This window comes from Mesorhizobium sp. YM1C-6-2 (assembly GCF_003666685.1).
Classification (GTDB): domain Bacteria; phylum Pseudomonadota; class Alphaproteobacteria; order Rhizobiales; family Rhizobiaceae; genus Mesorhizobium_K.
The window spans coordinates 704,906-721,832 of sequence record NZ_RCIZ01000001.1 but is presented as its reverse complement, the minus strand read 5'-3'; the positions used below and the strand labels follow the sequence as shown (position 1 = coordinate 721,832).

Sequence of the window (16,927 nt, the reverse complement as noted above, 5' to 3'; positions counted from 1 at the left end):
GTCGATCACGGCCATCGAGGTGAAATCAGCTTTCGAACACGGTTCCGGCCCCGAGCGCCCGCGCCCTGTCGCGAGCCAGCGTGGCGATCGCCGTATCCTGCACGCCCGTGCCGGTCAGGTCGGCGAGGGTGACGTCTTGCGGCGAGCGGCGGCCGGGCTTGCTGCCGGCAATGATTTCGCCAAGCTCGGTCACATCCGTCTCCGCGCCGAACAGCCCCGCCTCGATCGCGTGGTGCAACTCGCCGAGCCTGCGCGTCTGTTTCGCGCTGTCGGCGACGTAGAGATCCGCCATCTTGAGGATCGCCGGCGCCACTTCGTTCTTGTGCTCGGCGTCCGAACCCATCGCGGTGACATGCTGCCCTGCCGAGACGAAGCCCGGCATCAGCAAGGGTTCGCTGGCCGGCGTGGTGGTGGCGATGATGTCGGCGCCAGCCGCCGCGTTCGCTGCGTCCTTCTCCGCGCGCACGGAAATGCCCAGCCTGCCGCCGAGTTCGGCTGCAGCTTTTTCCGCCTTGCCATGGTCGCGCGCCCAGATCCGCGCCTCGCGGATGGGCCGCACCAGCGTCAGCGCTTCCAGCTGCAATTTCGCTTGCGCACCGGCGCCGTAGATTGCCGCGACTGCCGCATCCTCCCTCGCCAGATGTTTCGCCGCCACCGCGCCTGCGGCAGCGGTGCGCACATCGGTGAGGTAGCCGTTGTCGAGCAGCAGCGCCTCGACCAGTCCGGTCTTCGCCGAGAGCAACACCATCAGCCCGTTGGTGCTCGGCAGACCGAGCTTCGGGTTGTCGAAGAAGCCGGGGCTGACCTTGATCGCAAAGCCATCCAGTCCCGGCACGTAGGCGGTCTTCACGTCGACTTCGCCGCGATGCTCGGGGATGTCGAGCCGCATGATGGGGGGCATGGCGACGGGCTGCGTCGCCAGCGCGCGAAATGCCTGCTCGACACAGGCGACCGCGTCGAGATCTAGCTTCACGATCTGCCTGAGATCGCGCTCGGTAAGGATCGTTATGCGGCCCATGCCCCGCTCCCTTGTGCGGCGGCGCCAACGTCCCCGCATACGATCCGCCGGTGCAGAGCCATGTCGATGTTGCGTCCCGAGACCAGCGCCACGACCGGTCCCGCAGCCCGCACCTTGCCAGCCAGCATCGCGGCGATGCCGACTGCGCCTGCGCCCTCAACCACCTCGCGCTCCGTCTCGTAGGCATAGCGGATTCCGGCTGCGATCTCGTCTTCCGACAGCACAAGCACATCGTCCAGGAGATCGCGGCACATGGCAAAGGTCAGTTGATTGTCGAGGCCGATGCCACCCCCGAGCGAATCGGCGAGCGTCGGCAGTTCCTCGACCGGCACCGGCCGTCCGGCATCGAGGCTCGCCTTCATCGCAGCGCCTCTCGCCATGGAAACGCCCACCACCTTCGTCCCGGGACTGACGCCCTTCACGACCGCCGCTATTCCGGAGGCAAGACCGCCTCCCGAAAGCTGGACCAGCACCGTCGCGGCGTCCGGCACCGCTTCCATCATCTCCAATCCCAGCGTCCCCTGCCCGGCGATCACCGCGGGATGGTCGAAAGGCGGCACCATGACCAAGCCCTCCTCCCCGGCCAGCCGTTCGGCCTCGACCTGCGCATCGTCCTGGCTGCTGCCCACGATGCGGGTCTCGGCGCCTAGCCGGCCGATCTCCTCGACCTTGTTGGCGGGAACCAGCGTCGACATGCAGATGACGGCACGCATCCCCTCGAGCCTGGCGGCATGGGCGAGCGCGCGACCATGATTACCGGTCGAGGCTGCCACCACGCCGCGCTTCCTCTCCTCCACCGACAGCGAGGCAACGGCGTTCGACGCCCCGCGCAGCTTGAAGCTGCCGGTGGCCTGACGGTGTTCCAGCTTGAGATGCACCGGAGAGCCAAGGCGTTGCGACAGCGTCGGCGAAAGCACCGTCGATGTCTCAAGAATCCGACCGGCGATGCGGTGGCGTGCGCGCCTGATGTCGTCGAGCGTGACGAGCATCGCCTCAGCCCTGCACAAAAGGTATGGATGGCAGCGCGGCGGCCGCGACACCGATTCGCGTGCCGATCGGCGCTACACGCTCTTCACTTGTGCACAACACCAGCATGCAATTGGTCACTTTCAAGCCGCAGCGGACCCAAGGCAAGGATTCTTACGGTATCGCCCATGGATTGTCTAGGTTAGTTGTGTACGTCTCCGGCGAGGCGAAGCCAAATAGGAAACACGATGGCAGGCGTTAGACTGGATGCGATAGACCTGAAGATCCTCGACGCCATCCAGCGCGAAGGACGCATCACCAAGCTCAAGCTCGCCGAAAAGGTAGGGCTTTCGCCGACGCCATGCTGGATGCGGCTACGGAAGCTGGAGAAAGCCGGCATCGTCAGCGGCTATCACGCGAGAATCTCGATGCGTGCGGTAGCGCGGTTTGCCCTGGTGCTGATGGAAGTGACGCTGCGCACCCACCGCCAGGCCGACTTCGACCGTTTCGAGCGGGCGATGAACGACTATCCGGAAATCGTCGGCTGCTGGGCGGTCGGCGGCGGGGTAGACTACCTGCTCAAGGTGATCACACGCGACATCGATGCCTATCAGCGCCTGGTCGACGGCTTGCTGGAGCGTGAGGTCGGCATCGACCGCTACTTTACCTACATCGTCACCAAGACGGTGAAGGAGGATAGCCTTCTTCCCCTGGAGACTCTGCTGGCCGTCGAAGCCCAGGAGAAGCCCTAGACCGTTTCTCCGCCTCGGTCCCCCGGGAATAGACAATCTCTCTCGCCAGAGGCTGTCAGACAGCCTCTCCATCCTGATCGACTGGCTATGGTTGCGGCATCCTCAACCGGAAAGCCAACATGTCAGCGCATTTCGTCCGCCATACGCGTCATGAAGCGCTCGGCCGGCTCGTCGATCGCCGGCTCCATCGCGAACTCGCCTATATCGACGGCCACTGGGTCGCCGGCGCTACGGGAAAGAGCTTCGAAGTCACCGATCCCGGCAGCGGCGCAGACGTCGCCTGGGTAGCCTCGCTCGATGCCGAGCAGGCAGGCATGGCGATCGACTCGGCCGCGCGCGCCTTTACGGCATGGCGGGCGGCCCTGCCGCAGGAACGGTCGCGCATCTTGCGGGAGTGGCACGCGCTTATTCTCGCCGCGAAGGATGATCTGGCGCTGCTGATGACGCTCGAGCAGGGCAAGCCGCTGAAGGAGGCGCTGGGCGAGATCGACTATGCAGCGTCCTTTGTCGAATGGTATGCGGAAGAGGCGAAAAGGCTCAACGCCGAAAGCGTGACCAGCCATCTGCCGAACGCCGAGATGGTCGTCCGGCGCGAGGCACTGGGCGTCGTCGGCATCGCGACGCCGTGGAATTTTCCGTCTGCCATGCTGACGCGAAAGGCCGCGGCAGCGCTTGCCGCCGGCTGCACCGTCGTCGCGCACCCATCCTCCGAGACCCCGCTTTCCGCCCTGGCTTTGGCGGAACTCGGCGAGCGCGCCGGCCTTCCGGCAGGCGTGTTCAATGTCGTGACCGGCGATGCCGCGACGATCGTCGGCAGGCTTTGTGAGGATGCGCGCGTGCGCGCCATGAGCTTCACCGGCTCCACCGAGATCGGCCGCCTGATCGCCGAAAAATGCGCGCCGACGATGAAGCGCCTGGTGATGGAACTCGGCGGCCATGCGCCGCTGATCGTGTTCGACGACGCCGATATCGAGCGCGCCGTATCGATCGCCGTGGACGCCAAGTTCGCCACCTCGGGCCAGGACTGCCTCGCGGCCAACCGCATCTATGTCCAGAGCGGCATATATGACCGCTTCTGCGAAGCCTTTGCCGCGCGCGTCCAGGCGTTGAGCGTCGCGCACGGCCTGGCCGACAACGCGGAGATCGGCCCACTGATGCACGAGCGTGCCGTGCGGAAGGTCGAGGAGCATGTCGCCGACGCGATCGGTCGCGGCGCGCGTTGCCTCGCCGGCGGCAGGCGCCATGCGGCCGGACCGCTGTTCCATGAGCCGACGCTGCTGGCCGACGTGCCCGACGATGCGCTGATCATGCGCGAGGAAACGTTCGGACCGGTGGCAGCCGTGACCTCCTTCGAGACGGAGGAGGAAGTCGTCGCCCGCGCCAACGCCACCGAATACGGGCTCGTCGCCTATGTCGTCACCGAAAGCGGGGCGCGACAACTGCGCCTCGGCCGCGCGCTCGACTACGGCATGGTCGCCGTGAACCGGGTGAAGATCACGGGCGCGCCGATCCCCTTCGGCGGCACCAAACAGTCCGGCCTCGGCCGCGAGGGCTCGCGCCACGGCATTGAAGCTTTCACCGAACTCAAATACCTCTGCCTCGACCTGGCATGAGGCAGCCCGACAGAAAAGGAAGATCCATGCTCGACCGCTCGAACGAACTCACCGCCTGGGACCGCGATCACTTCTTCCATCCCTCGACCCATATGGGAACACATGCACGCGGCGAATCCCCGACGCGCGTCATGGCCGGGGGCGAAGGCGTGACCGTCTGGGACGTTGACGGCAAGAAGAGCATCGACGCCTTCGCAGGGCTCTACTGCGTGAATGTCGGTTACGGCCGCCAGAAGATCGCCGACGCCATCGCCGCGCAGGCGACCAATCTTGCCTATTACCACGCCTATGTCGGCCACGGCACCGACGCGTCGATCACGCTGTCCAAGATGATCATCGACCGTGCGCCGGAAGGCATGAGCCGTGTCTATTTCGGCCTGTCGGGCTCGGATGCCAATGAGACCAACATCAAGCTCATCTGGTACTACAACAATGTGCTCGGCCGGCCGGAGAAGAAGAAGATCATCTCGCGCTGGCGCGGCTATCACGGCTCGGGCGTGATGACGGGCTCGCTGACCGGCCTCGAGCTCTTCCACAACGCCTTCGACCTGCCGCGCGCGCCCGTGCTCCACACCGAGGCTCCCTATTATTTCCGTCGCGCGGACCGCTCGATGAGCGAAGAGCAGTTTTCCCAGTTCTGCGCCGACCAGCTGGAGGAAATGATCCTGGCCGAGGGGCCGGACACGGTCGCCGCCTTCATCGGCGAGCCGATCCTCGGCACCGGCGGCATCGTGCCGCCGCCGGCCGGCTACTGGCAGAAGATCCAGGCGGTATTGTCGAAATACGACGTGCTGCTGGTCGCCGACGAGGTCGTGACCGGCTTCGGGCGGCTGGGCACCATGTTCGGCTCGGACCATTACGGCATCAAGCCGGACCTCATCACGATCGCCAAGGGGCTGACGTCGGCCTATGCGCCGCTGTCGGGCGTCATCGTCTCCGACAAGGTCTGGCAGGTTCTCGTCGCCGGCTCGGACAAGCTCGGCAGCCTCGGCCATGGCTGGACCTATTCGGCGCATCCGATCTGTGCCGCCGCCGGCGTCGCCAACCTCGAACTCATCGATGAACTCGACCTCGTGCGCAACGCGGGCGAGACGGGCGCCTATTTCCGCGACGAGTTGAATAAGGCTGTCGGCGGCCACAAGAACGTCGGCGAGGTGCGCGGCGACGGCATGCTGGCGGCTATCGAGTTCGTCGCCGACCGCGACGACCGTGTCTTCTTCGACCCCGCGCTGAAGATCGGTCCGCAGGTGGCCACGGCGCTGGCGGCAAGCGGCGTCATCGGTCGCGCCATGCCGCAGGGCGACATACTCGGCTTCGCGCCGCCGCTCTGCCTCACGCGCGAGGAAGCCGACATCGTCGTCGCGAAGACCGCAGAGGCGGTAGATACGGTTTTCGCGGCGCTGTGACGTCGGCTCGTCCGACGATCAGCTGACGGACAGTTCGACGAGGTCGGCGGCGAAGCGCGTCTCGGCAAATTGCACCGGGCGTCCGTCCGGATCGACATTGACGTAGACCGTCACCAGCACGATCGCGCCAGGTGAAAGCTTGAGGTCGGCGAGGTCCGTATCGCCGGCGTGGCGGGCCGAAATCTGAGTCGAGTGCCGGAAGTAGTCCGAAATGCCAAAGCTTTTCAAAGCGACGGTGATCGAACCGCTTTCGGCATAGATGTCATCTATCGACGCGAACCTCGTCGCGTCGAAAAAGCTCGTCGCACGCGACACGGCGCGTCCGTCCGCCTCGGAAAGCGTCTCCAGCCGGACGACCTTGGCGCCGGGCTCGATCTCGAGTGCCGCGGCCGTGCGCGGGTCGGCGGGCTCGACGGCATGATCGAGCAGGATGCCGCGGCGTTCGCGCGCTTGTCCCTTCGGCCCCTCCGAAAACCGGGTCCTCGCTCCGACAGGATAGGAGAGGCTGCGTCTCCGCTTCACGAAGGTGCCCCGTCCCTGCTCGGCGCGCAGCACGCCTTCCTGGGTAAGGGCGGCGATCGCGCCGCGCACGGTGTGCCTGTTGACGCCGAACCGCTCGGCAAGCTCCATCTCCGGCGGCAGCCTCTCCGAAAACTCGCCCGAGCTTATCGCCAGGCGGATCCGGTCGGCGATCTGCCGCCAAAGCGCGATCCCGCTCCGCCGTTCCACCTTGCTCGCCGCTTTCGCCATCTTTTCCAGCGCCCTGTCATGCTGCCGTCATCGACACGCGGTAGCCAAAGAGTATAATTTGTATAGTCGTCTATATCAATAGACAAATCTACCGATGGAGTACCCATGCGACGAGGACAGGAACGCGAGCCGAATGCCGCGAGGAAGGCCGCCATGGCGGCCTTTGCGCAAGCGTCGCGCGACCAGTTGCGCGAACTCATCCAGGCCGCCGGCCTGTCCACCGAGGCAAAGCCGCTGCGCGGTCCGGAAACCGGGCTGGTGACGGTGCGTGGCCGGATCGGCGGCGGCGGCGCCTCCTTCAACACCGGCGAGGCGACGGTGACCCGCGCCACGGTCCAGCTTCCTTCCGGACAGGTCGGACATGCGTATGCGCTCGGGCGCGACAAGGAGAAGGTGCGGCTCGCCGCAATCCTCGACGCGACCTGGTGCGCGGAAGAAACCCGCGCGACGGTCGAGGACAAGATCGTGGCGCCGCTGCAAAGGCTGCAGGCCGAGGCGGACGCCAGGCGGCGCGCCGAGGCCGCGGCCACGAAGGTCGATTTCTTCACCATGGTTCGGGGAGAAGACTGATGCCGAGGACCGATAGCAGCGCCGTCCAGACAGCCGACCACATCACCGGCGGCTTCGCCAAGCCCGTCTTCGACGCGCAGGCGATCTTCCGGGCCGTCATGGACGCCATGGCGCGGCCCGGCACGATCCAGCCGACGAAGGCAGAAACGCAACCGCCGCGGCCACTCTCGCCTGTGGCTGCCGCAATCACACTGGCGCTTTGCGACAACGACACGCCGCTCTGGCTCGATCCGGCGCTGAGGCAGTCGGCTGCGGTGGCAAGCTGGCTCGGCTTCCACACCGGAGCGCCGTCGGCCGACACGCCGGCCGACGCGCACTTCGCCCTCGTCGCCGATCCGGCCGGCCTGATCGCGTTCGAGAATTTCGCGCAGGGCACACAGGAATACCCCGATCGTTCGACCACGCTGATCCTGCAGGTGACGAGCCTTTCGTCCGGCGCGCAGCTGGTCCTCGAAGGACCGGGCATCGACGGACGCGCGGCCTTCGCGCCGACGCCGCTGCCGCGCCATTTCGTCGAGCAATGGAAGCAGAACCGGGCGCGTTTTCCGCGCGGCGTCGATCTTATCTTTGCCGCGCCAGAAGGCATCGCCTGCCTGCCGCGCACCACGCGCATTCGCGCCATGGAGGGCTGACCCATGTATGTTGCCGTCAAGGGCGGTGAAGCCGCCATCCGCAATGCCCACCGCCTGCTCGCCGACCGCAGGCGCGGCGACCGCAGCGTGCCGGCGCTCCGGCTCGACCAGATCGTCGAGCAGCTCGGCCTCGGCGTCGACCGGGTGATGAGCGAAGGCTCGCTCTACGACAGGGAGCTTGCCGCGCTGGCGATCGTCCAGGCGCGCGGCGATCTCATCGAGGCCATCTTCCTCGTGCGCGCCTATCGCACCACCCTGCCTCGCTTCGGCTACACGCGCCCCATCGACACCGCAGCCATGCTGGCGGAACGCCGCGTCTCGGCGACCTACAAGGACCTTCCGGGCGGCCAGGTGCTCGGCCCGACCTTCGACTACACGCACCGCCTGCTCGACCCGGAGCTCGCCACGGGCGCCGAGGTCGCGCAGCCTGATCGCCGCGAAGACGCGGACGCCGAACCCATGCCGCGCGTTTCCGACATCCTCGGCCATGAAGGGCTGATCGAAGCGGACGGGCCGCTGCCGGCCGGTCATGTCACCGGCGACATCACGCGCGAACCGATGGAATTCCCGATGGACCGCGATACGCGGCTGCAGGCGCTGTCGCGCGGCGACGAGGGTTTTCTGCTGGCGCTCGCATATTCGACACAACGCGGCTACGCCCGCAGCCATCCCTTCGTGGGCGAGGTCCGCATCGGCGAGGTGGAGCTGGAACTCGACGTGCCGGAGTTGGACTTCCCAGTCACGCTCGGGCGCATCCGCGTCACCGAATGCCAGATGGTCAACCAGTTCAAGGGTTCGGCCAAGGCGCCGCCGCAGTTCACGCGCGGCTACGGGCTGGTGTTCGGCCAGAGCGAGCGCAAGGCGATGGCGATGTCGCTCTGCGACCGGGCGCTGAGGGCGAGCGAGCTCGGCGAGGACATCACCGCGGCCGCGCAGGACGAGGAATTCGTCATCTCGCATTCGGACAACGTGCAGGCGACCGGTTTCGTCGAGCATCTGAAGCTGCCGCATTACGTCGACTTCCAGGCCGAACTCGACCTCGTCCGCCGCATGCGCGCCGAGCACGAGGCGAAATCGGCTGACGAGACGCACAGGGAGGCCGCGGAATGAGCACGCAGGACCAGAACATCGCCACCTACAACTTCGCCTATCTCGACGAGCAGACGAAGCGCATGATCCGCCGCGCGATCCTCAAGGGCATCGCGATCCCCGGCTACCAGGTGCCGTTCGCGTCCAGAGAAATGCCGATGCCCTATGGCTGGGGCACCGGCGGCGTGCAGGTGACGGCCTCGATCATCGGACCGGACGACGTGCTGAAGGTCATAGACCAGGGCGCCGACGACACCACCAATGCTGTGTCGATCCGCAACTTCTTCCGCAAGGTGGCGGACGTCGAGACGACGACGGAGACGGCGAAGGCGACCATCATCCAGACGCGCCACCGGATTCCCGAGTTGCCGCTGACCGAGGGGCAGACACTGGTCTACCAGGTGCCGATCCCCGAGCCTCTGCGCTTCCTTGCGCCGCGCGAGACCGAGACGCGCAAGATGCACGCGCTCGAGGAATACGGGCTGATGCACGTCAAGCTCTACGAGGACATCGCCCGGCACGGGCATATCGCGACCACATACGCCTATCCGGTGAAGGTCGAGGGCCGCTATGTGATGGATCCCTCGCCGACGCCGAAATTCGACAATCCGAAGATGCACATGTCGCCGGCGCTGCAGCTTTTCGGGGCGGGCCGCGAGAAGCGCATCTATGCGATCCCGCCCTTCACCGATGTGGTCAGCCTCGATTTCGAGGACCATCCTTTCGAGGTGCAGAAATTCGACAAGCCCTGCGCGCTCTGCGGCGCCGAGCAGGTCTATCTCGATGAGGTCGTCCTCGACGACCGCGGCGGGCGGATGTTCGTGTGCTCGGACACCGATCATTGCGAGACCAGGCGGGCCGAGGGGCATGTCGGCGAGTTGGGCGTGAAGGAGGCAGCAGAATGACCGACGAACCGCTCCTGCGCGTTTCGGCGCTGTCGAAATTCTACGGATCGCGGGTCGGCTGCGAGGACGTCTCGTTCGAGCTCTGGCCGGGCGAGGTTCTGGCGGTGGTCGGCGAATCCGGCTCCGGCAAGACGACGCTGCTCAACTGCATCTCGACACGGCTGACGCCGACCTCGGGCTCCGTCTCCTACCGCATGCGCGACGGCGCCTTCCGCGACCTCTACCGCATGAGCGAGGCCGAGCGCCGCTTCCTGATGCGCACCGACTGGGGTTTCGTGCACCAGAACCCGGCCGACGGGCTGCGCATGACGGTGTCGGCGGGCGCCAATGTCGGCGAGCGGCTGATGGCGGTCGGCGACCGCCACTACGGCAGGATTCGCGAGACGGCGGTCGACTGGCTCGGCCGCGTCGAGATCGGCGAGGACAGGGTCGACGACGAGCCGCGCGCCTTCTCCGGCGGCATGCGCCAGCGCCTGCAGATCGCGCGCAACCTCGTCACCGGACCGCGGCTGGTGTTCATGGATGAGCCGACCGGCGGGCTCGACGTGTCGGTGCAGGCGCGCCTGCTCGACCTCCTGCGCGGGCTGGTCAACGATCTCGGCCTGGCCGCCGTCGTCGTCACCCACGACCTCGCGGTCGCCAGGCTGCTGTCGCACCGCATGATGGTGATGAAGGACGGCCATGTCGTCGAGACCGGCCTCACCGACCGCGTGCTGGACGATCCGCGCGCGCCCTACACGCAGCTCCTCGTTTCCTCGATTCTGCAGGTGTGACCCATGGCTACCCCGGTCGTCGTTTCGGAAGTCTCGAAAAGCTTCACCATGCATCTGCGCGACGGCATCCGCCTGCCGGTCGTGGACGGCGTGTCCTTCGCCATGAAGGCCGGCGAATGCGCGGTGCTCGGCGGTCCCTCGGGCGCCGGCAAAAGCTCGATCCTGAAAATGCTCTACGGCAACTATTCCGTCGATGCCGGCCAGATCGTCGTCGATCATCGCGGCCAGTTGATCGACCTCGCCAAAGCCAGCCCGCGCACCGTGCTTTCGGTCAGGCGCGACACGATCGGCTATGTCAGCCAATTCCTGCGCACGGTGCCGCGGGTCTCTGCGCTCGACGTGGTTGCCGAGCCGCTGGTATCGCTCGGCGAAGGGCGCGAGGCCGCGAGAGCCCGCGCCCAGGAGCTGCTTGCCCGGCTCAACCTGCCCGAACGGCTGTGGAGCCTGCCGCCGGCGACCTTTTCGGGTGGCGAACAGCAGCGGGTCAACATCGCGCGCGGCTTCATCACGCCTCATCCGGTTCTCCTGCTCGACGAGCCGACCGCCTCGCTCGACGCGAAAAACCGCGAGGTGGTGATCGAGATGATCGCGGCCAAGAAACGCGACGGCGCGGCGCTGCTCGGCATCTTCCACGACGCCGACGTGCGCGAGGCGGTCGCCGACCGCATCATCGACGTGACGCAGTTCGCGCCCGGGAAGATCGCAGCATGAGCCGAAAACTGTCGGAAACGCCTTATGTCCACGAGACGGCGGAGATCGAGAACTCGACGCTTGGCCGCTGGACGGAGATCTCCGAGCGCTGCCGTGTCGCGGAGTCGGTCGTCGGTGACTATTCCTACATGATGCAGGACTGCGCGATCTGGTGCGCCGACATCGGCAAGTTCTCCAACATCGCGGCCTCGGTGCGCCTCAACGCGACCAACCATCCGGTCGAAAGGCCGACGCTGCATCACTTCACCTACCGCGCCTCGGACTATTTCGACGACGCCGAACACGAGGCGGATTTCTTCGCGGCGCGGCGGGCGAAACGAGTGAAGATCGGACACGACACATGGCTCGGCCATGGTTCGACGGTGCTGCCGGGCATCACGGTCGGCGACGGCGCCGCGGTGGGCGCGGGCGCCGTGGTGACGAAGGATGTCGCGCCCTACACGATCGTCGCGGGCGTGCCGGCCAAGCCGATCCGCGAGCGCTTCGACCGCAAGACCGCCGAGCGATACCAGGCGCTCGCCTGGTGGGACTGGGACCATCAGCGGCTGCGCGCGACGCTGGACGATTTCCGCTTCCTGCCGGCCGAAGCGTTTCTGGAGAAGTATGGCGGGTAGGTATCCGCGCATTTCATCATCGCCACGCCTCGTTTCCGATCTGGCCATTGCTGAAAGTGTGGGAGGCGGCGCATGGCAGCGACGTCTTCTATTTTTTGTTATTTGACGCGCAGCCATGCGCCGCCGGCGTTTTCTCCCGTTGCCGTGCCCGGCCCATCCCCTTCCGATAGTCTGGAGGAGCGGGCGCGCAGGCCAGCATCGGGACCGGAGCCGCCCGCGTGACCAACACGGGACGCGATCCAGCGCCACACTTGCCTGGATGCCGGTCGTGCACACCCGTTCCCACAAGCAAGCTGCTGGGATGATTATGCGGGAGGTTTTGGGGACGTGAGTGCAGTTGCAAAAAGTTTTTGCGGAAAGCGCACGCTTATTGCCGTTGCTCAACGGCAGAACCTAGCGGTTCCAACGTGTTGAGCCTTGGCGTCGCCGAAACGAAAAAGCCGCCAGTTGCGAATGACAAGGCAAATCTTTTCACGCGGATTGCGGGCAATACCCGGCAATTTTCGGGAAACGTGCAATCAACTGGACGCGAACAAAAAGGCCGCGCTTTGCGCGGCCTTTCCCTTTCCGGATGGGAAGCAGACGATCAGGCCTGCTGGATCGCCGAGAGCTGCCAGTCGCCGCCGTTCTGGCGCACGAAGGTCCAGAGCTCTGTCGTCTCGGTCGGTTCACCGGCGTCGCCATCGACGACCTCGCCGGTCGTGCGATTGCGGGTCACGTCGATCGACGAGTAGTTGAGCGCGGCGGTCGCGTAGTCGCGGTCGCCCTCGTTCCACGCCTCGGCAATATCGGCCTGCAGGAGATGCACGTCGGTCACGTCGTTGCGTACGCCCTGCTGGGCGTTGTCGGCGAGCTCTTCCGAAAGATACGAAACCATCTCCGGCGTCACCAGACGGCGCAGCGCCTTGTGGTCCTCGCGGCCGAAGGCCTCCTGCACGTCGGTCAGCAGCCGCTGGAAGGTGTCGAGATCGCCCTGGTCGAGCTCGATCTCCCTGGTTGCCGGCTGCTGCGGGGCCGAACCCAGCCCGCCGCCGATGCTGGGTATGCTGAAGGCGCGCTTGCCTTCCGCCCGCGGCGCCGCGTCGCGATAGGAGAGATTGCCGCCGCCGGAACCCGCCCCGGCCATTGCCGGCTCGGAGGAATGCGCCGGCCGCGCGCGAAGCAGCCGGACAACCAGCCAGATCGCGCCACCGATCAAGAGCACCTGCAACAGCAGGCCGAACATGCCGGCGAGGCCGCCGAAACCCTGGCCGAGCAGCAGGCCGATCAGGCCGCCGAGCATCAGACCGCGCAGCATCGAGCCGCCGAAGCCGTTCATGAAGCCAGGACGCTGCTGTGCCGCCGCGCCGGGGCGGGCAGCACTGTTCTGCGTGGCCGCCGGCCCGGTGTTCGGGGTCATCGAGCGTTCGACCGGTGCAGCCGGCTGGGGCGCGGTCCTGGTCGCGGGGGCCTGCTGGAAGGTGCGCGCGCCACGGCTACCGAAGCTGCCGCCGCGGCGTGCGTCGGCATGGTCGACGGCGACCATCGAGAAGGCAAGGAACAGGCCCGCGAAAAGCGTGGCGATGCGGGTCGTTCGGGACAGTTTCATTCGCGGTTCCTCGGTAAGCGATGTCGGCCCTATATAGTGACGGCCGAACGGAGTTCAGGGGTTTTCGGGCAAGTTTTTTCGATGGGCCGGATCAGCGGCGGCGCCGCTTCGGGCCGGTTTGCCGAACGGGGACGCGGCGCGCATGGCGTTTCCGGCGCGCTGCCGGGAGAGGCGCGGCTCAGTCCGGGTCGCGCTTGAGGATCTCGAGCGTTCCGGGTTCCAGGTCGAGATCGTATTCGCGGCCATCCGCGGCGACCGCGTCATCCACTTCCCATACCGACTCGTCGTCCTCCAGCTCGATGCTTTCCCAGCGGGTGAAACCCTCGGCCCTGAGCTTGGCCTCGATGGCGGCGCGCTCCTCCGGCGTCGGCGCACGGTCGGCAAGGGCCGGCGAGGCAAGCAGCGCCGCGGCGGCGGCGAGTGTGAGAAGTAAAGGTCTCATGACGTCCCTCTTTTGAGCGGTTCGGGCAGCCTGCCCGCCTCGGCCTGAATTATGGACGAGCGCACGGGAGGGCAAGCCGCGACGCGAGGCGATGGCGCGATTGTGATGCGGCAGCCGAACGACGCCGCTCTGTGGGCCGCTCTGTGGAACGTAACAAAACTGACATGCTCCCGACACGCCGCCTTCATGTGATCAGGCTAACGCATTCCCGAGATCGGACGGAAACCGGACAGGGAAGCCGCCATGCTGCACATTCGCGACGTGACGCGCCGCTTCGGCAAGAACACTGCCGTCGACCAGGTGGCGCTCGAAATCCCGCACGGACAGATGGTCGGGATCATCGGCCGCTCCGGCGCCGGCAAGTCGACGCTGCTTCGCATGATCAACCGCCTGATAGACCCGAGCCAGGGGTCTATTTTTTTTGACCGCACCGAGGTGTCGACGCTGGCCGGGCCGGCCCTGCGCCGCTGGCAGCGCGACTGCGCGATGATTTTCCAGCAGTTCAACCTGGTGCCGCGCCTCGACGTGCTGACCAACGTGCTGCTCGGCCGGCTGAACCACCGTTCGACCGCGCTCAACCTGCTCGGCATGTTTTCGCGCGAGGAGCGGGCGCATGCCATCGCCTCACTGGAGCGGCTGGGCATCGCGCAGGCGGCGCTGCAGCCGGCCGGGACGTTGTCCGGCGGCCAGCAGCAGCGCGTGGCGATCGCCCGGGCGCTGATGCAGCAGCCGAAAGTCATCCTCGCCGACGAGCCGATCGCCTCGCTCGACCCGCTGAACGCCAAGGTGGTGATGGATTCGCTGCAGGACATCAATCTGCGCGACGGCATCACCGTCATCACCAATCTGCATACGCTGGACACCGCCCGTGCCTACTGCAACCGCATCATCGGCATGGCGGCCGGCAAGGTCGTCTTCGACGGCGCGCCGGAAGAGCTGACGCGCGAGGCCGTGCGCATGGTCTATGGCGCCGAGGCCGACGGCGACGAGATCTCCGAGGCGATCACCTCGACGAGCGCGGGCACCGGCATGGGCGCCCGGCCACGCAAGCCGGCGCCGGCGCTGGCGCCGGCTTTCGCGGCGCACTGAAGCCGCCCGGGCGACCCGCATCCTCCAGACATTCACCAAGCGTCCGGCGCAGGAAGCCGGGTCACAACAGGAGAGACTAGATATGTTCAGGAAAGCACTTCTGGGAGCCGTCGCGCTCACCGCACTTTTCGCCAATGCGGCGCATGCCGAGAACCTCAAGGAATTCCGCATCGGCCTGATCGGCGGCGAGAACGAAGCCGACCGCCTGCGCAACTTCCAGTGCCTGGTCGACAAGCTGCCTTCCGTGCTCGGCGTCGAAAAAGTGTCGCTGTTCCCGGCGGCCGACTATGACGGCACCATCCAGGGCCTGCTCGGCGGCACGCTCGACTATGCCGAGCTCGGCGCCTCGGGTTACGCCAAGATCTATCTCGAGAACAAGGACGCGGTGGAGCCGATCCTGACCACGGTGCAGACCGACGGCTCGACCGGCTACTATTCGATCATGGTCGCCAAGGCCGATTCCGGCATCAAGACGCTTGCCGACCTCAAGGGCAAGAAGCTCGGCTTCGCCGACCCCGACTCGACCTCCGGCTACCTGGTTCCGGTAACCTCGCTGCCGAAGGACCTCGATGGCGCCACGGTGAAGGACTATTTCGCCGAGACCGGCTTCGGCGGCGGCCACGAGAACCTGGTGCTGGAAGTCATCAAGGGCACGTTCGACGCCGGCACGACCTTCGGCTCGGGCGTCGGCGACTGGAAGGACGGCTACACCTCCGGCAACCTCGCCAAGATGGTCGAGAAGGGCATCCTCGACATGGACGACCTGGTCGAGGTCTGGAAGTCGCCGCTGATCCCGAACGGCCCGATCGTCGTGCGCACCTCGCTCGACGCCGACATCAAGACGAAGTTCAAGCAGTTCATGATCGACCTGCCCACCACCGACAAGGAATGCTTCTCGGCGATCCAGGGCGGCGACTTCACCGGCTTCACCGAAGTGACGCCGGAATTCTACCAGCCGATCATCGACGCGCGCAAAGCGCAGATCGGCTCGTAAGGTCTCAGGCAACGGAGCGCGTCGCGGGCAACCGCGGCGCGCTTTGTTTGCGGCAACGCCATGAGCATAACCACTTCCGACACCGCGCTTTCCGTGGAGCGCCACTGGCAGGAACTCGCCAGCCGCAGGCGGCTCTACACGATCGGCGGACTGGCCTTCATGGTGCTGGCGCTCGCCGGTTCGCTGTGGTTCGCCAATGAGAGCAATGCCGGGAAATTCTGGGACCGGCTGCCGCATCTCTTCGACTTCGTCGATCAGCTCCTGCCGCGCGACGGCTGGGAAGTCTGGCGCGCGCTGTTCGACCTGCCCTCGCCCTATGACGACGGCAGCCTGAAATACGACTATCCGGAAGGGCGGATGTACCTGACGCAGTCTCTCTACGTCCCCGAATACGTCTACAAGATGATCGAGACGCTCAACATCGCGCTGGTCTCGACGCTGGTCGGTTTTGCGCTCGGCTTCTGCCTCTGCTTCCTCGCCGCCTCCAATCTCGTCACGCAGCGCTGGCTGCGCTTCTTCGTGCGCCGCTTCATGGAAGTGCTGCGCGCCTTCCCCGAGATCGTGATCGCCGGCTTCTTCCTGGCGGTGTTGTCGCTCGGCGCGATCCCGGCGATCCTCGCCGTCTCGATCCACACGGTCGGCGCGCTGGGCAAGATGTTCTTCGAGGTGGTGGAGAACGCCGACATGCGCCCCGACGAGGGGCTGCGCGCGGCCGGCGCCAACTGGCCGGAGCGCGTCTGGTTCGGCATCGTGCCGCAGGTGATGCCCAATTTCCTGAGCTATGCGCTGCTCAGGCTCGAGATCAACGTGCGGGCGTCGACCATCATCGGCGCGGTCGGCGGCGGCGGCATCGGCGAAGTGCTGCGCCTGTCGATCAGCCAGACGCATGAAGCCAAGACGCTGGCGATCATCCTGCTGCTTTTCCTGACCATCGTCGGCGTCGACCAGTTTTCCGCCTGGCTGCGCCGAAAGCTGGTCGGTGATCAGGCTTTCGCCTTCGGCCGCGGAGATTGAG

The 16,927-nt window shown here is 66.2% G+C and carries 18 protein-coding genes; 13 read left to right on the top strand and 5 right to left on the bottom strand.

Annotation, left to right across the window (positions count from 1 at the left end; translation table 11 throughout):
* Window positions 1–25 precede the first annotated feature (25 nt).
* Entirely contained in the window at window positions 26–1,018 is a 993-nt protein-coding gene (gene eutC / locus D8676_RS03535) for an ectoine utilization protein EutC (protein WP_121579430.1), read from the bottom strand.
* On the bottom strand, window positions 1,006–2,007 hold the full coding sequence (eutB, locus tag D8676_RS03530; protein ID WP_121579429.1) for a hydroxyectoine utilization dehydratase EutB: 1,002 nt from the start codon (window positions 2,005–2,007) through the stop codon (window positions 1,006–1,008). The genes eutC and eutB overlap by 13 nt, the downstream gene beginning before the upstream one ends.
* Before the next feature lie 225 nt (window positions 2,008–2,232).
* Here eutB and D8676_RS03525 point away from each other — a divergent pair, with 225 nt between their 5' ends.
* From D8676_RS03525 to D8676_RS03515, 3 genes are all read left to right on the top strand, one after another.
* Complete coding sequence (locus tag D8676_RS03525; protein WP_121579428.1) at window positions 2,233–2,736, top strand: Lrp/AsnC family transcriptional regulator; 504 nt, start codon at window positions 2,233–2,235, stop codon at window positions 2,734–2,736.
* Between the two features lie 119 nt (window positions 2,737–2,855).
* Entirely contained in the window at window positions 2,856–4,349 is a 1,494-nt protein-coding gene (locus D8676_RS03520) for an NAD-dependent succinate-semialdehyde dehydrogenase (protein ID WP_121579427.1), read from the top strand.
* Between the two features lie 26 nt (window positions 4,350–4,375).
* A complete protein-coding gene (locus D8676_RS03515) occupies window positions 4,376–5,755 on the top strand; it encodes an aspartate aminotransferase family protein (RefSeq protein ID WP_121579426.1) in 1,380 nt (459 codons plus the stop codon).
* 18 nt (window positions 5,756–5,773) lie between these two features.
* On the opposite strand, the gene phnF is transcribed toward D8676_RS03515, so the two are convergent.
* Complete coding sequence (phnF, locus tag D8676_RS03510) at window positions 5,774–6,505, bottom strand: phosphonate metabolism transcriptional regulator PhnF (RefSeq protein WP_121579425.1); 732 nt, start codon at window positions 6,503–6,505, stop codon at window positions 5,774–5,776.
* 105 nt (window positions 6,506–6,610) lie between these two features.
* Here phnF and phnG point away from each other — a divergent pair, with 105 nt between their 5' ends.
* The 7 genes from phnG to D8676_RS03475 are packed head-to-tail and all read left to right on the top strand — an operon-like array spanning window position 6,611 to window position 11,799.
* Window positions 6,611–7,075 carry a phosphonate C-P lyase system protein PhnG gene (gene phnG, locus D8676_RS03505; RefSeq protein WP_121579424.1) on the top strand — a complete coding sequence of 155 codons (465 nt, stop codon included), beginning with the start codon at window positions 6,611–6,613 and terminating at the stop codon, window positions 7,073–7,075.
* A complete protein-coding gene (gene phnH, locus D8676_RS03500; RefSeq protein ID WP_121579423.1) occupies window positions 7,075–7,707 on the top strand; it encodes a phosphonate C-P lyase system protein PhnH in 633 nt (210 codons plus the stop codon). Before phnG ends, phnH begins: the two co-directional genes overlap by 1 nt.
* Window positions 7,708–7,710: 3 nt before the next feature.
* Window positions 7,711–8,817 (top strand): carbon-phosphorus lyase complex subunit PhnI, encoded by a 1,107-nt coding sequence (locus D8676_RS03495; protein WP_121579422.1) that lies wholly within the window; start codon window positions 7,711–7,713, stop codon window positions 8,815–8,817.
* Window positions 8,814–9,701, top strand: a complete 888-nt coding sequence (locus tag D8676_RS03490; RefSeq protein ID WP_121579421.1) for an alpha-D-ribose 1-methylphosphonate 5-phosphate C-P-lyase PhnJ — start codon at window positions 8,814–8,816, stop codon at window positions 9,699–9,701. The genes D8676_RS03495 and D8676_RS03490 overlap by 4 nt, the downstream gene beginning before the upstream one ends.
* Window positions 9,698–10,474, top strand: coding sequence for a phosphonate C-P lyase system protein PhnK (gene phnK, locus D8676_RS03485; RefSeq protein ID WP_121579420.1), 777 nt, complete (start codon window positions 9,698–9,700; stop codon window positions 10,472–10,474). The genes D8676_RS03490 and phnK overlap by 4 nt, the downstream gene beginning before the upstream one ends.
* Window positions 10,475–10,477: 3 nt before the next feature.
* Window positions 10,478–11,185, top strand: coding sequence for a phosphonate C-P lyase system protein PhnL (gene phnL / locus D8676_RS03480; RefSeq protein ID WP_121579419.1), 708 nt, complete (start codon window positions 10,478–10,480; stop codon window positions 11,183–11,185).
* Window positions 11,182–11,799, top strand: a complete 618-nt coding sequence (locus D8676_RS03475; protein WP_121579418.1) for a DapH/DapD/GlmU-related protein — start codon at window positions 11,182–11,184, stop codon at window positions 11,797–11,799. Before phnL ends, D8676_RS03475 begins: the two co-directional genes overlap by 4 nt.
* 586 nt (window positions 11,800–12,385) lie before the next feature.
* Here the strand turns inward: D8676_RS03475 and D8676_RS03470 are convergent.
* Both D8676_RS03470 and D8676_RS03465 read right to left on the bottom strand, forming a co-directional pair.
* Window positions 12,386–13,387, bottom strand: a complete 1,002-nt coding sequence (locus D8676_RS03470; RefSeq protein WP_121579417.1) for a Tim44 domain-containing protein — start codon at window positions 13,385–13,387, stop codon at window positions 12,386–12,388.
* Between the two features lie 178 nt (window positions 13,388–13,565).
* Window positions 13,566–13,829 carry a PepSY domain-containing protein gene (locus D8676_RS03465; RefSeq protein ID WP_121579416.1) on the bottom strand — a complete coding sequence of 88 codons (264 nt, stop codon included), beginning with the start codon at window positions 13,827–13,829 and terminating at the stop codon, window positions 13,566–13,568.
* A 243-nt stretch (window positions 13,830–14,072) separates the two neighbouring features.
* Between D8676_RS03465 and phnC the strand changes: the two genes are divergently transcribed.
* From phnC to phnE, 3 genes are all read left to right on the top strand, one after another.
* Complete coding sequence (gene phnC, locus D8676_RS03460; RefSeq protein WP_121579415.1) at window positions 14,073–14,918, top strand: phosphonate ABC transporter ATP-binding protein; 846 nt, start codon at window positions 14,073–14,075, stop codon at window positions 14,916–14,918.
* Between the two features lie 82 nt (window positions 14,919–15,000).
* The gene (phnD, locus tag D8676_RS03455; protein ID WP_121579414.1) at window positions 15,001–15,912 is read left to right on the top strand and encodes a phosphonate ABC transporter substrate-binding protein; all 912 of its coding nucleotides are present in this window, start codon (window positions 15,001–15,003) and stop codon (window positions 15,910–15,912) included.
* Between the two features lie 60 nt (window positions 15,913–15,972).
* Entirely contained in the window at window positions 15,973–16,926 is a 954-nt protein-coding gene (phnE, locus tag D8676_RS03450; protein WP_121579413.1) for a phosphonate ABC transporter, permease protein PhnE, read from the top strand.
* Window position 16,927: the final 1 nt, after the last annotated feature.

Coding starts and splice junctions, on each gene's coding strand:
- phnF (WP_121579425.1), bottom strand. CDS start 6,505: ATGGCGAAAGCGGCGAGCAAGGTGGAACGGCGGAGCGGGATCGCGCTT.
- D8676_RS03515 (WP_121579426.1), top strand. CDS start 4,376: ATGCTCGACCGCTCGAACGAACTCACCGCCTGGGACCGCGATCACTTC.
- D8676_RS03475 (WP_121579418.1), top strand. CDS start 11,182: ATGAGCCGAAAACTGTCGGAAACGCCTTATGTCCACGAGACGGCGGAG.
- phnH (WP_121579423.1), top strand. CDS start 7,075: ATGCCGAGGACCGATAGCAGCGCCGTCCAGACAGCCGACCACATCACC.
- phnG (WP_121579424.1), top strand. CDS start 6,611: ATGCGACGAGGACAGGAACGCGAGCCGAATGCCGCGAGGAAGGCCGCC.
- phnL (WP_121579419.1), top strand. CDS start 10,478: ATGGCTACCCCGGTCGTCGTTTCGGAAGTCTCGAAAAGCTTCACCATG.
- eutB (WP_121579429.1), bottom strand. CDS start 2,007: ATGCTCGTCACGCTCGACGACATCAGGCGCGCACGCCACCGCATCGCC.
- phnD (WP_121579414.1), top strand. CDS start 15,001: ATGTTCAGGAAAGCACTTCTGGGAGCCGTCGCGCTCACCGCACTTTTC.
- phnC (WP_121579415.1), top strand. CDS start 14,073: ATGCTGCACATTCGCGACGTGACGCGCCGCTTCGGCAAGAACACTGCC.
- D8676_RS03525 (WP_121579428.1), top strand. CDS start 2,233: ATGGCAGGCGTTAGACTGGATGCGATAGACCTGAAGATCCTCGACGCC.
- phnE (WP_121579413.1), top strand. CDS start 15,973: ATGAGCATAACCACTTCCGACACCGCGCTTTCCGTGGAGCGCCACTGG.
- D8676_RS03465 (WP_121579416.1), bottom strand. CDS start 13,829: ATGAGACCTTTACTTCTCACACTCGCCGCCGCCGCGGCGCTGCTTGCC.
- eutC (WP_121579430.1), bottom strand. CDS start 1,018: ATGGGCCGCATAACGATCCTTACCGAGCGCGATCTCAGGCAGATCGTG.
- phnK (WP_121579420.1), top strand. CDS start 9,698: ATGACCGACGAACCGCTCCTGCGCGTTTCGGCGCTGTCGAAATTCTAC.
- D8676_RS03490 (WP_121579421.1), top strand. CDS start 8,814: ATGAGCACGCAGGACCAGAACATCGCCACCTACAACTTCGCCTATCTC.
- D8676_RS03520 (WP_121579427.1), top strand. CDS start 2,856: ATGTCAGCGCATTTCGTCCGCCATACGCGTCATGAAGCGCTCGGCCGG.
- D8676_RS03495 (WP_121579422.1), top strand. CDS start 7,711: ATGTATGTTGCCGTCAAGGGCGGTGAAGCCGCCATCCGCAATGCCCAC.
- D8676_RS03470 (WP_121579417.1), bottom strand. CDS start 13,387: ATGAAACTGTCCCGAACGACCCGCATCGCCACGCTTTTCGCGGGCCTG.